The organism is Pseudomonas sp. CFII68, from assembly GCF_000416195.1.
Classification (GTDB): Bacteria; Pseudomonadota; Gammaproteobacteria; order Pseudomonadales; family Pseudomonadaceae; genus Aquipseudomonas; species Aquipseudomonas kilonensis.
The window spans coordinates 185,876-200,330 of the sequence record NZ_ATLN01000017.1 but is presented as its reverse complement, the minus strand read 5'-3'; the positions used below and the strand labels follow the sequence as shown (position 1 = coordinate 200,330).

Annotated in this window: 3 protein-coding genes; all 3 read right to left on the bottom strand. The window is 62.5% G+C overall.

All coding sequences use genetic code 11. The features are described from left to right. Positions 1–5: 5 nt before the first annotated feature. The 3 genes from CFII68_RS24725 to CFII68_RS24735 are packed head-to-tail and all read right to left on the bottom strand — an operon-like array spanning position 6 to position 14,451. Positions 6–1,649 (bottom strand): cyclic peptide export ABC transporter, encoded by a 1,644-nt coding sequence (locus tag CFII68_RS24725; RefSeq protein WP_018600638.1) that lies wholly within the window; start codon positions 1,647–1,649, stop codon positions 6–8. Then, positions 1,646–5,431, bottom strand: a complete 3,786-nt coding sequence (locus CFII68_RS24730) for an amino acid adenylation domain-containing protein (protein WP_256211698.1) — start codon at positions 5,429–5,431, stop codon at positions 1,646–1,648. The genes CFII68_RS24725 and CFII68_RS24730 overlap by 4 nt, the downstream gene beginning before the upstream one ends. Next, positions 5,431–14,451 (bottom strand): non-ribosomal peptide synthetase, encoded by a 9,021-nt coding sequence (locus CFII68_RS24735; protein WP_018600634.1) that lies wholly within the window; start codon positions 14,449–14,451, stop codon positions 5,431–5,433. Before CFII68_RS24735 ends, CFII68_RS24730 begins: the two co-directional genes overlap by 1 nt. Positions 14,452–14,455 lie beyond the last annotated feature (4 nt).

Here is a 14,455-nt window from a genome sequence, read left to right as displayed (position 1 = left end):
GCAGCCTATTTCGCCAGTTGAAAAGGGTTCTCTGTCGCTCGGTCGTAGTCCACGAGATGGCCGTAGTCGAGACGATAGACCCGGTCGGCAACATCGAAATAGCGGTCGTCATGGGTGATTGCAATCACCGTCTTGCCGGCCGCCTTCAGCTCGGGCAGCAGTTCGTTGTAGAACACGTGGCGGAACACCGGGTCCTGATCCGCCGCCCATTCGTCCAGCAGGAACACCTCCCTGCCCTCCATCATCAGCAGTAACAGTGCCAGGCGCTTGCGCTGGCCCTGGGACAGGGCCGTGGTCGACAGGCGCCCGGCAGCGAACTCGACTTTATGGGCCAACCCAAGGCGGTCCAGGTAATGATCCACCCGGGCCTCAAGCCCCTCATGATTGCCCGCTTCGCCCAGCACATCGGCGAACAGATAGAAGTCGGCAAAAATGGCGGCGAAATGCTCCCGGTGCCACTCGCTGGTGCCGGTATCGAGCACCACGCCGTTCAGCGAAACCTGCCCAGAGGTGGGAACGTAGAGCCCCGTCAGGAGCTTGGCCAGGGTCGACTTGCCACTGCCATTGCCCCCGACAATGAAAATCAACTCGCCGCGACGAATCGACAGGTCGATAGGCCCCAGCTCAAACGCAAACTCGTCACTTTGCCCGGGATAGCGGTAATGCACGTTTGACAGGCGCAACTCACCGAAGGGTTGCGCCGCTTGCGCAGGGGTCTTGAACTGCACCGTCTCACCCAACGCCAGGGCATCGATGGCCTGCAAGGCAACGTGGCCGCGAATGACCGCAGGAATGGCATCCAGGATCATCGAGATCGGCGTGCGCAGAAACATGATTGCCAGCACGTAACCCACCACGACCTGTTGGCTGAGCAACCCCAGTCCCTGGCCGAGAAAGAACAGCGTACCGATCAGCACGAACACCAGCAGTGTCGTCCAGTTCAGGTTCACCGCCCACAGCGTGTCGGCACGTACCGACGCATCCAGCGAGGCCCGCGCGATCGGTTCGAGCTTGCGCTCATAGAGCAGGTGCCGGCGTTCCCGGCTCAGGCCCAACTCGCAACGCCCCTGGATGGCGGCCTCGAACTGCTCGGTCAACTGGTCATCCTGCTGCCGCACGGCCTGCATCAGAATCTTGACCTTGCGCCCCAGCAGCACATCAAGACCGACCCCAAGGGCAATCACCCCCAGGGTCAGGAAAAAGAACGCCATGCTCAGCCAGGCCATGTAGGCGAGCCCCGCCAACAACAGCAAGCCGTTGTACAAGGAAATCGGCAGTTGCTTGAACGCCGTGGCGACGGTGGTCACGTCCTTGGTCAGAGCGTTGTAGATACGCGGGCTGCCCAGCCGTTCAATGCGTTCGAGTGCTGTGCCCAACACCTTGCCCACCAGCCGCAGGCGCAATTGGTAAACCAGGCGATGCCCGATCTGCACCAGCAACCATTGCGACGTGACACCGCTGATGAACAATAGAATCAGCAGGCCACCGAACAGCAACAAGCCCCGGCCGATATCATCGAGTCCATGCTCCAGGCTGCGGTTGATATACCCGATCAGGCCGATACTGGTTGCCGCGCTCAAGGCGCTGCTCAGAATCGCCAGCAGAATGCGCCATCGAGCGTCGTGCAGCAGTTCTTTCAATAACATCATGAGGCAGACACCACCTTGGCAGAGGTTTGCAACAGTAAAGGCAACAGGCTTTCGACCAATCGAGGCTCTGCGAGCATCTCGTGATGCCCCACGTCCAGCGTCCACTGGCGAACAGCTTGATGGGTATGCGCTTGCCACTGGGCACGCAAGTCGGCATGGGCATTGCCGCCCCAGAGCCACAGCGGCACATCAACGGTGGGCAAAGCTTGCTCATACAAGCGCATCTTGATCGCGCGATATTGCGCCAATAGCGTGAGCAAATCAGCATCGGCGGCGCCCCATTGCAGATGCGCGCGCACCTGGGCATCGTTGAGCAACCGGGCAACTCCCTCGGCGTAGTCCAGACCTGCCAACAGGCCCGTCACACGTTCGCGCAGCGGCTCACCGATTGGCTGGGCGTGAGTGCGGCAGTAGAAAGCAAAATCTGCAATCAACTGGCCTGCTTCGTCGCCCTCGCCGGCCAGGCTGCGCTGCGCGTCGTGATCGAGCACCACAAGCCCTTCGACGGTAAAGCCGTTGGCTTGTAGACGGGGTACCAGCATCAATGCCAGCCGCGACGCCAGGCTCCAGCCCAGCAGCACCAGCGGGCGCTGTTTCAGCTGGACAGGGATGCTCGCCACGTATTGCTGCAACAGCACGTCCATGTCGCCCTCATCCCAGCCCTTTTCCAGGGCGGCCAGACCAAAGACAGCGGCTTTACCGCTCAGATTGTCTACCAACGGCTGATAGGCCTGCAGATGCCCTTGCGCGCCATGCACCAGCAACAGGGCCGGCGAATGCTCGTGCGCGTCATTCAAGACTTGCCATGGGCCGCCGCTGTGATCGTTACCCAGGCCATGAACCAGGTCACGCACGGTATGCCGCTCGAACAGCAGATTGGTCGGCAATTCGAGAGACAGGCGCTCGCGAATCAGCGACACCACTTTGATCGCCGCCAGCGAGTGCCCACCGACGTTGAAGAAATTGTCGGTCACCCCCAGCTCGTCGACACCCAACACCTCGCACCAAATCGCCAGAATGGCCGTTTCGAGCTCGCCCACAGGCGCCACGCGAGTGTTCTGCAAACGCTGCCTGGCGCGTTCAAGCAGGTTTTTGCGATCAAGCTTGCCATTGCTGTTCAGTGGCAGCGTCTTGAGTGCAAGGATACCGCTGGGCAGCATGTAGTCCGGTAGCTGGCGAGCCAGGCCGGCGCACAGTTGCTCGGTCGTTTGCGACAGGGCGTCGTCCTTGACCACGAAAGCCAGCAAGCGCCCATGGTCGCCTTCGCCGTCCAGCAGGACAGCGGCCTGCAACACGCCCGGCTGCGCCAACAAAGCCTGTTCGACTTCCGCCAACTCCAGGCGAAACCCACGGATTTTCACCTGTTGATCATTGCGCCCCAGAATGCGTACGGCACCATCGGCCTGGCGCAAAGCAAGATCACCGGTGCGATACAGGCGGTGGCCACTGAGTGGATCGACACCAAAGGCACTGCCACCGACACCGCCCACATAACCGCGCCCGACACTGGCGCCACTGATGCACAATTCCCCGGCCTGGCCTGACGGCACCGAGCGTTGCTGGTCGTCGAGCAGGTGGATGCGGTTATCACCCAATACTTGATTCAAGGCGCTATCACCCACGCCCTGGCTGACATCGATCGCACGCCATAGCACGCCCACTGTGGTCTCTGTCGGACCGTAATGGTTGTAGAGGCGACAGGCAGGCTTCGCTTGGGCCAAACGGCTCAGCAAATGCTCACTGATCGGCTCTCCGCCCAGTACCAGGACCTGACGTGGAAGAATGCCGTTGGGAGCGTGTTCGCCCATCAGCGCTTCGAGGTGCGAAGGCACGATTTTGAGCACGTCCAACGGGTAGCGCTGGAGTTCTTCGGCGAATGCCCGGGCATCGGTCACAGTGGACTGCTCCAGCACATGCACGCAACCGCCCTGCAACCAGGCCGGAAACAACACCGTATTTCCCAGATCCGCGAGCAGTGAAGACACCAGGCCATAATGCCCGGCCTCGGGCAACTGGAGTGCGCGGGTCACTTGCGTGACGTAATGGCGCAATTGGCCTTGCTCGATTTGCACACCTTTGGGCTTGCCGCTGGTGCCCGAGGTATAGAGCACGTAGGCCAGGTCTTGCGCCGAACCCTGCACCGGCGAATCGAACACCGGCCCAGTGCATGCCTGTGACCAGCACAGGGTGTCGACCGAGGTATCGGGCAGCAGCCCCTCTACGTGCAGCAACAAGGCCGGTCGGGCATCATCGATAATGTCGGCCAGCCGCAGCGGTGGTTGTTGAGGATCCAGGGGCAGATAGGCAGCACCGACCTTGAAGCAGGCCAGCATCGCGATCAGCATCTGCGCCCCCCGCGGCAAATACAGGCCAACCACTTGTTCATGGCCGACACCGGCCTGACGCAGGCTGCCGGCCACACGATCGCTCAAGGCATCGAGCTCGGCGTAAGAGAACAGTTGCTCTGCATAGCGCAGCGCCGGCCGATCCGGTTGTGTCCGGGCGTACTCGCGCACGGTGGCGACGATATCGAGATCCGGCGCCAGGGCGGGACGCGTCGGCAACGCCAGCAACTCCTCGGGCAAGTGCGGATCGACACCGTTGATAAGGCCATTGGGCGACTGCAGCAATTGCTCGAGCCAATGGGCGAAGCGCTTGAGCAAGACCTGCATCTGCGCTTCACGGTACAGGCCACGGTCATAGGCCAGTGTCAGTTCCCCGTTGCCCTGGGCATCGAGCGTCAGCTGCAATTGCAACTCGACCGGGGTGTCGAAGGACAGAACTTGCAAACCCTGCAGCAGCGGTGCATGCACGACACGCAGCCCAGTCTGAAAACTGGCACGCCACTCGGGCAATAGCTGAGCCTGACCGACATATTCCTGCCAAGCCACCGCGTTTTCCAGTTGCCGTGCCAATGGTCGGGCCAGGTTGATCCAGGTGCTGTGTTCGGACACCCGCACCACCATCGGCAGCGTCTGCTCGAACAGCCCATAGGCTCCCGAGAGCTCTTCATAGTCATCGCGAGGATCGTGCTGCAAACCCAATTGGCCGTGCTGCTGCCCATTGAGCCTGCCCAGCAATGCGCCCCAGGCGGCCAGGGCCAGTGCTTCGACGGCCACGCCTTCGCGCTCGGCCAGCGCCGTCAACGCCGCTGGCAGTGTCTGCGCAAGCCTTAGCCGAACAACGGCATGGTTGCCGCTGGCGATGCCATAGCGCTCGATCAGGCGCATGCCCGGCACGTCCTGCAAGGCCAGGTTGCGCCAGAACTGCGTGCCCTGCTCGGCATCCTCGTCCAACTGCAGGCCATTGATCCACTCGACGTATTCGCCGTACTGCATGGGTTCAGTTTCAAACGACGCGGCACGTCCCAGCAATTGCGCCTGCAACTGGATCAGGCTGCGCTGATCCAGCGAATAGACCGGGACCGCCAATAGCAGGCAATCGTCGAGTAGCCAGGCCAGCACATCTGGTTGTTCGGCAAGGCAATGCGCCTGGGCCTCACGCAGCCACTGTTGCTCATCATGCCCGTCACCTGAACGTCCCTCACGCCAGCTCAGGCGCAACTCGAAGGGCTCGACCACACGCTGGCGCAGTCCCGTGGCGCCAACCGGGCGCTGGTAGCGCAAGCGCAGCGCTTGATGCTGCTGCAAGCCGTCACGCAGTCGCTGTTGGACAGTGGCCTCGGGCACGCCCGACAGTTGCATCCGAACCCAGCGCCAGGCCTGCGGATTGGCCTGGGCCAGTTGTTTTTGTTGAGGTGAAAGCGTTAGTCCAAGGTCCATCATGGTTTCAACTCTGCGTGTGTCTCTTCGGTCTGCGCCGGCGCAGCCATGACCTGATCACGACCATAGATTTCACCCATGGCCACCACAATTTTACGCTCGCCTTCGAACGGATCCCGGGCGTGCGCAGCCAGCATGTTATCGAGCATGACCACATCGCCCTGCTGCCAGTCGAAGCGCACGGCACAACGGTCGTAGGCAGCGTTGATGGCCTCGATGGCACTTGGCTCAAGCTCGGAACCGTCACCGTAGAACACTTGTCTCGGCATCGCCGTTGCCCCGTCGCGCAGGAACTGCTCACGCACATCGGCATCGAGAAAGGCCGGGTGATAGAGCTGGATCTGATTGAAGAAGCTCTCCTCTCCCGTCAGCGGGTGCAGGATCACCGCAGGGCAAACCTGACGGGTGTGCAGATCGTTGGCGCCGCGCCACTCAAAATCGATATTGCTCTCACGGCAGATCCGCTCGACTTGCTCGCGCTCCTGGGTCTGGAAGAAGTGCTGCCAACTGACGTCCAGGCTGGTGCTGAAATTACGCACGTACATCAATTGTTTGCGACGCAGGTTCGCTTGCAGCCAGGTGGGCAGCTCACGGTAGACCTGGCGGCTGTCGACAATCGGGGTCGCGCCACCGGAAGTGGCGGGCGTCTGGCAGTAAAACCATTGGCGACGCGGCCAGCGATGCTGATGAGCGCTCTCGTTGTGGAACAGAATCATCCGATCCTTGGGATAGGGCGTGGACTTGTAGATATTCTTGCCGCCCTCTTCCTTCGGCAGGTCACCGTACTGGCCATATAACTGAGGGCACAAGGCCTGGCAAAAAGCCTCGAAAGCCGCCGGAGTCGGCAAATCAAAGCCACGCAAGAGAATGCCGCCATGCTCGCGTAGCCAGCTTTCGACCTTCTCACGGTTGGCTTGCGCCCAAATGGCCGGCGCCAGTTCGCGGTCACGCAGTTGAATCAACAAGGGGAACTTCGAACCTTCGCGCAATGGCCGGGCTTCAAAGGGCTCGCGGGTAACGGGCGATCCGCTCTGGCGCATCTTGCCCAATTTGCTCATTTTGCGTTGCAACGGATTGTCCGTGGACATTGCAGCAGCTCCCTTTGGAGTCGGAATCAGGGTGTCGATTGGGTTGTCCGGTGCGCCGAGGGCCATGTCCAGCAGCGACTCGAAAGCTGTACGCAAGCGTTCGACCGTGGCCGGCAGAAACAGGCTGGTGCGATACACCCAGCGCAGGTTGAACACATCGTCGTCTTCGCTGGCGAACAGGGCCATGTCGAACTTGGAATGATGCTGCTCGCCCGTCAGTGGCTCCACCTGCAAATTGCCGAGTTGGCGTTGCTGGCGCGGCGTGTTGTCGAGGACAAACAACGTCTGCAACAACGGGTGGACATTCGCCACCCGTGGCAGCTCCAGGCATTCGACGACACGCTCGAACGGCGTGTCCTGCCAGGCGAATGCTTGCAGGCAAATCTCCCGGACCTGCTGCGCTTGCTCACGCAAACTCAGTTCCGGTTGCACGCGGATACGCAAGGCCAGCAGATTGACGAAAAAGCCGATCAGCGATTCAGTGGCCGGATGCTCGCGGTTGGCGACGTCCGTTCCGATGACCAGATCACGGCCTTGCGTTTCGCGCTGCAGCACGGCGGCATAGCACGTCAGCAGCACCATGAACGGCGACGTTGCGCTTTGCTGTGCGAAAGCCTTCAACCGGCCAACCATGGCCGCAGACAACTGGAAGTCCAGGGCCGCCCCGGCGCCGCTGTCGCGCTCCGGACGGGGAAAATCGAACGGCAGTGGCACCTGCGCGGGAATGCCGGCCAGGGTCTGCCGCCAGAAGTCCAGGCCTTCACGCTGACGCAGTTGTACCGCCGCCGAACCTTGCCATACGGCATAGTCGACGTACTGGATCGCCAGCTCGCTCTGTGGCGGCAGCACACCCGTGCTGTAGGCTTCATAGCCCTGGATCAGTTCATCCACCAGCACGGCGCCGGACCAACCATCGGAGGCGATGTGGTGCATGACCAACTGCAGCACATGTTCCTGTTCGCCGAGGCGGTACAGGACCGCCCGCAACGGTGCCTCGCTGGCGAGGTCGAACGGCCGCAGCGCAACGTCGCGGGCATCGACCGGCCACTGCGCGTCGCTCGACACGATCACTTGCAACGCCACCGACATGTGTCCGTGAATCCGCTGGTACAACTCGCCGTTACGTTGGTGATACGTCGTACGCAAGATGGCATGGCGGTCCACCAGCCGGTGCAATGAACGCTCCAGGGCATGGCGGTCCAGTTGTCCGCGCAAACGCACATTGCTGCTCATGTTGAAGCTGCTGTCAGCCAGGTCCAACTGCTGCATCAACCAGACGCGTTGCTGCGCCGAGGACAAGGGTTGATCAAGCTGCTGGTCGACCTGAGGGATCTGCAACGAAGCCAGATCCAGGTGCTGCGCCAGGCCCTCGATGCGCTGCGCAAGGTCCGCCAGTACCGGCGTTTCGAACAGCCAGCGCAAAGGCACTTCAAAGCCCTGCTCCCGCAAGCGTGCACGCACCTGGGCCGCCATCAGCGAATGCCCGCCCAGTTGGAAGAAATGACCGTCGGCAGGAATCTGTTGCAGGTTCAACACCGCTGCCCAGACCTCGGCCAGCGACGCCTCGCTGGCCGTCAGCGAGCGCTGGACGCCCTCCATACCGCAGTTTTCCAACTGCAAGCGTGGCAGCTGCTTACGATCCACCTTGCCATTGGTATTGAGGGGCAGTTGCTCCAGCGCCTGCAAATGCGTCGGCAACATATAGGCCGGCAAACGCCCCTGTAAGTAGGTGCGGATGGAGGCGGCGTCGGGTGGATTGTCGGGACTCGCTACCCAGAAGGCGGCCAGATGCTCGCCTTGCACGGCCACGACCGCCTGCAGCAGTTCGGGGTGGCTGAGCAGCACGGCCTCGATCTCCCCCAGTTCGATGCGATAACCACGCAATTTGATCTGATCATCGGTACGGCCGAGGTAATACAGCTGCCCATCGGGCTGCCAACGCGCCAGGTCGCCCGTACGGTACAAACGCCCACCCTCGCGACTGAACGGATCGGCAATAAACCGTTCGGCGGTCAACCCAGGCTGCCCGGCATAACCGCGGGCCAGACCGTCACCGGCAATATAAAGCTCGCCCACACAGCCAGGAGGTACTTCGCACAAGTGCTCATCAAGGACATGGCAGCGGGTATTGAGCAATGGCCGGCCAATGGGTGCGACGGGCAACTGCAGGGCACCGATCGGCGCCTGAGTGGACCACACCGTGGTTTCTGTCGGGCCGTAGACGTTGACGAGGTGAGCCACGCATTGGCTGAGCTCGGTCGCCATTTCCGCCGCCAGCGCCTCACCACCGGCCAGGGCCACACGCCCGGCCAGCACCGTGCGATCGCCTTGCAGCAACATCGCCCAGGTTGCCGGGGTGGCCTGGATGAGATCCACGGCCTGGTCCTGAATCAGCCGTGCAAGCAACATGGGGTCCTGTCGCTCTTCATCATCGGCCAACACCACGGTGCCGCCGCGCACCAGCGGCAGGCACAGCTCCAGGCCGCAAATGTCGAAGGTCACCGTGGTCAAGGCCAGATAACGCTGCACGTTTTCCAGTGGCAGCGCCTCTTCCATGGCTAGCAGGAAGTTGGCGAAATTCCCTCGACTGATCTGCACGCCCTTGGGTTGCCCGGTCGATCCGGAGGTGTAGAGCGTGTAGGCCAACTGTTCAAGCGTCGTCGCCAATGCCGGGGCTTGTGCAGGGAACTGAGCCAATGGCAGGTCCGCCCACAGGCAGCTGCGCAGGTGTCCGGGCAGGTCCGCGAACAGCTTGTCGCAGAGCAGCAATTGCGGCCGAGCGCGGGTGAGAATCTGCGCCTGACGTGCCGGTGGATGAGCTGGGTCGAGCGGCAGGTAGCAAGCACCGGCCTTCTGAATCCCCAACAGGCACACCAGCAGTCTTTCGTCCCGAGGCAGGCAGAAGGCAATCGTCGACTCCTGCCCTATACCCTGCGCCAGCAGCCAATGGGCCAGGCGATTGGCTTGGGCATCCAGCGCCGCGTAGCTCAAGCGGCGATCAGCGCAGCACACCGCGATACGCTCAGGATGAACGGCGGCCTGTACTTCAAAGCGCGTGACAAAATCGGCCTCGCTGTGCAGATGCACGGACTTGCCCGCCGCGGCCAAAGTTGCGACTGAGCCCAGGGGGACTTCCAGCAAGCGCTGCTGAAGATCGAGGCTGACCAGGCTGGCGAGCAATCCCTGGTAATCCTCCATCAGTCGTTGGGTGGTACCGGGGTGCAACAGAGCAGTCGCGTATTCGACAATCAAGCCGGTACGCGCATCCGTGCCGCGGCCTTGGGTGAACAGATTGAACGTCAGGTCGAACTTGGCACTCACCACGCCGTCCGGCAACGCCAGTGTTTCCACGCTGATGCCCGGCAGGTTGAGGCGGCGCGAATCCCGATGATCGGCCTGGTAGTTGAACATCGCCTGGAACACCGGCGTGCGATCCAGGCTGCGCTCGACATCCAGCATGTCCAGCAGTTGCTCGAACGGCAGCGCCTGATGGGACAAATCATCGGCCAAACGCCCGTTCAGGGCCTGGATAAAGGCTTGCAGGCTTTGCCGGGCGTCAATCTGCACCCGATGCGCCAGTGTGTTGACGAACAAGCCAACCAATGCCTGGCTCTCGACCGATTCGCGCCCTGCCACTGGCAAGCCAATGGCGAAATCATTGCGTCCGCCATGACGCCAGAGCAGGAGCTGGTAGGCGGCGAAATACAGTACGAAGGGCGTGACACCCAGGGCCCTGGCCCGGGAGTCGACAGCCGCGCTCAACGAGCCGGGCAAGGCCAGCTCGCTGCGGGCGCCAGCGTAGGCCTGCAGCGCCGGTCGCGTGCAGTGGTCGGGCAGCTCCAGCGGTTCGTTGCTCAGACCTTGCAAGCGTTGTTGCCAATAGCCCCGCAACTGGCTGCCCTGCTCCCCGTCCAAATCTCGCCGTTGTGCGTCGATCAATGGCAACAATCCGCTCGTCACAGGCGTGGCCCGGTCCTGGTAGATCAGCGCAAAGTCCTCGACCAACAAGCCCATGGACCAACCGTCCACGGCAATGTGGTGCACATTGAACAGCAACCGGTAATCACCCGGCGCAAGACAAAATACGTCGATTGCCAGCAACGGCCCCTGCACCAAGTCAAAAACGCGCTTGGCGGCCCCGGCAATGGCCGCTGCCTGGTGTGATTCATCCAGGTCATGGAGGTCATGCACATTGAAGAGTGCAGCGGCCTTCTCATCCAGGCGCTGCCAGACCTGCCCCTGCTCTTCGAAGAACCGGCAGCGCAGTGCGTCATGGCGCGAAACAAGGACCTGGCAAGCGCGCTGCAATCGTGGCACGTCCAGATCGCCGCGCAAGGCCAACAATTGCGTAACGTTGTAAGCCGTTGCAGCAGGATCGAGTTGTTGCATGAACCACACCCGTTGCTGGGCATGGGACAGTGCACGTGGCGGCGCCAAGGCTTCGGTTACCGGCGGCGGTGCAACCGCCGGCGACGCTGAGGAGGTCAGAACCCCAGCCAGTTGCCGGGCGCTGGGGTTCTCCAGCAATTGCCGGGGCATCAGGCGCAGTTCAGCCTGACGCAGACGCGCGATCAATTGCAGGCTGAGGATCGAATCCCCCCCTTCGGCAAAGAAATCGGCGTCTGGCCCCAGGCCAGGCTGTTCAAGCAACTCGCGAAAAGCCGTGAGGACGGTCAGCAACACCGGGTCCAACCGGCCGTCGATGCTCAGGGCCATGGCCGCCAGGGTGGGGTGTTGCAGGACATCGCGCGGTTGCAACTTGAGTCCTTCGCGCGCAGCCAGGCCGATCAATTGCAGACTGAGAATCGAATCGCCACCGAGGGCGAAAAAATCATCCTCGCGCCCGACGTGTGCGCAATCGAGAATCTGACACCACAACTGCGCCAGGCGCTGTTCCGTGGCGCCGATCGGCGGCCGGGCGGATGCATCGGCCAACTCTGTCTCGGTCGGTTCAGGCAATGCACGCCGATCCAGCTTGCCATTGGCCGTCAGCGGCAACGTATCCAGCACCCACCAATGACCGGGCACCATGTGCTCCGGCAACTGGCGCTTGGCCTCGGCTTGCAGAGCCGCCAGTGCTTCGGTTGCCAGGGCAGGACTGAGATACGCCACCAGTTGCGTGCGCCCTTTCACCTCGCAGGCCAGCACCGCCCCTTCGCGAACCTGAGGCTGTGCATTGAGCCAGGCGCTGACTTCGCCCGGCTCCACGCGAAAACCGCGGATCTTGACCTGATCGTCCTGGCGCCCCAGGAACACCAGGTGCCCACTGCGATCCAGGCGAACCCGGTCACCACTGCGATAAAAGCGTTGCCCCTGGGCAGTAGAGCCGAATACTTGCGCGGTCAACTCAGGTTGACCGAGGTAGCCCTGGGCGACCTGAGGGCCTGCGATCAGCAGCTCGCCGGCGACACCCAGCGGCACCGACACGTCATTGCCGTCGACGATGCGCAAATGGCAATCCGCTAACGGCTGGCCCAAGGGCAGGTACAGACCCGAGTCAAGGGCGTCGAGGGCCTGGATTTCTCCGCTGATCACGCCGACCGTGGTCTCCGAAGGACCGTAATGGTTGAAGATGCGCAGTTGCGGTGCCAATTCACGCACCCGTGCAAACAAGGTCTGATCGAAACCCTCACCGCCCAGGATCAACACATCCCTGGGCAAGACGCGTCGGGCATCGTCCAGCGCCAACAGCCCGCGTAAATGCGACGGCGCGATTTTCAGGCAATCCACCGGCTGCTCGTCGAGAAAGTCAGCCCAGCCTGGCGGATCGAAGGTCAACGAGGCTGGCGGCAGAATCAGCGGATCGCCGGCATTCAGCCCGGCGAACACGCAGGTCAGCCCCAGGTCCGCGGCCACGGTCGCCAACGTCGCCCAGCGGCTACCCGCCTTGGCTTGCACGCGTTGACCGATCGCGCTCGCGTAATGCCCCACGTTGCCATGAGTGACCAGGACACCTTTGGGCTGACCGGTCGAACCCGAGGTATAGATGAGGTAGGCAGGCAGGTGCGGCTGACTGAGGCTCTCGCCCAGCCCCTCGGCGGCCACTGCGGACAAGTCGGCGGCACTGAGTACCAGCCGCGCCATGTCGGCGTCCGTTTCAGGGGCCTCGGCCAGTGTCACCCACAGCCTCGCGCCACTGTCCTGCACCAGCTGCGCCAGTCGCTGTGGCGGCTGTGCCGGGTCAAGGAACAGACACACCGCACCGCGTTGCCAGCAGGCCAGCATCGCCAGCAGTTGTTCCGCGCAACGCGGCATGCACAACGCAACCACCTGGCCCGGGCCGATGCCCTGCCCGGCCAGTCGCGCAGCCAGCGCGCGGGTCGCGGCACCGAGCGTGGCATAGTCGACGGTTTGCCCAGCGCTGCACAACGCTGCCGCGTTCGGCGTGTGCGTTGCCCAGTGCAGCACCTGCTGATCCAACGGCAAGGGCATCGCGCCCAACGCGGGGCCATTCAGTTCACTTGGCGGCGAAATCAGTTGCAGTTCGGCCAGACGTCGCTGGGGATGGCTTGACGCCTCTTGGAAAATCGCCAGCAAGTCATCCAGCATCTGCTCGACCGTCGCCGCGTCGAACAATTCATCGCTGTATTCCAACTCGCAGCGCAGCCGCGCGTCAGCGCTACGCACCAGGCGCAGCGTGAGGTCGAAGCGTGCATGACGCTGCGGCGGGTCGAGTACTTCAACCGCGACACCCGGCAATGTCAGGGTGCGGCTCTCGGGTAAATCGACCTGGACGAACATCACCTGAAACAGCGGGCTCGAACGTGGGCGCTCGAGGTTTTCAAGAACGTTTTCGAAAGGCAGCAGCTGATGATCGAAGGCGCCCGCGACGGTGTCGCGGGTGCGCAGCAGCGCGGTGGCGAAGTCCGGGTTGCCGTGCAGGCGCTGACGGATCACCAGGGTGTTGAGCAACGGGCCGATCAAGGGCACCAGTTCCGGACGATCACGTTGGGCGGCCGAGGTGCCCAGGCACAGGTCGTTCTCGCCACTGTAGCGCGACAGCAAGCAACTGAAGGCCGTCAGGCCGTAGATGTACAGCGTCACCCCATGACTGCGAATGGCGGCTTCTACCGCCGTCGTCAGCTGCGGCGAAAGCTCCCGGGCAAGCACCGCGCCGCTATGGCGGCGTTGCGCGGGCGCAGGGCGTGGTCGATCCAGGGGTAACGCCAAGGGCGCGGGCGCATCCGCCAGTTGGCCGCGCCAGAAGTCGATGTGCTGCCGGCAGCTTTCACTCTCCAGCCACTCGCGCTCCCACGCGGCGTAATCGGCGTACTGGATGCTCAATTCGGGTTGTCGGGCCGGCTCATTCGATGCCAGTGCCCGATAAGCCTCGGCCAGTTCCAGGGTCAGTTGCTGAGCCGACCAGGCATCGTAGGCCACGTGATGAATGGTGAAAAACAACCAGGTCGATTGCTCTTGCGCGTCGCTGAAGGCTTGCCAGCGCCAAGGCGCCGACTGAGCGAGATCGAAGGGCTCGGCGAGCTGACGGGCATATTCATCGGCGCACCACTGCTCGTATTCAGAAGCCGCCAAGGTCAACGGTTCGACGCTGGGCCGCGGCACTTGTTGCGACTCACAATGGGGTTGCATCCGGCCTTGCGAATCGGTCGTGTAGCGGGTGCGCAGGATCTGATGACGGTCAGTCAACTGCTGCATGGCCTGCTGCAAACGCGCGCCATCGAGGCGGCCGTCGAAACGCAGTACCGAGCACAGATTGTAAAGGGCACGACCGCTCAGGGCTTCCGCCGACAGAAAGCGCCGCTGCGCCTGCGCCAACGGCATATGCTCACCTTCGCCAAGCACGGCGGGAACGATTGGCAGGCGCCAGCTATCGATGCCCTTCTCGGCCAGGCGCTGGCGAAAGACTTTTTTCTTGTCCGCGGGCAAGGAAGCCAGCCGCTGCGCAATCTCCAGGAAAGCTTGTTGCGTCATCGCA

Bases quoted from the DNA above. Each gene is read 5' to 3' on its own strand.
- CFII68_RS24725 (WP_018600638.1), bottom strand. From the start codon at position 1,649: ATGATGTTATTGAAAGAACTGCTGCACGACGCTCGATGGCGCATTCTG.
- CFII68_RS24730 (WP_256211698.1), bottom strand. From the start codon at position 5,431: ATGGACCTTGGACTAACGCTTTCACCTCAACAAAAACAACTGGCCCAG.
- CFII68_RS24735 (WP_018600634.1), bottom strand. From the start codon at position 14,451: ATGACGCAACAAGCTTTCCTGGAGATTGCGCAGCGGCTGGCTTCCTTG.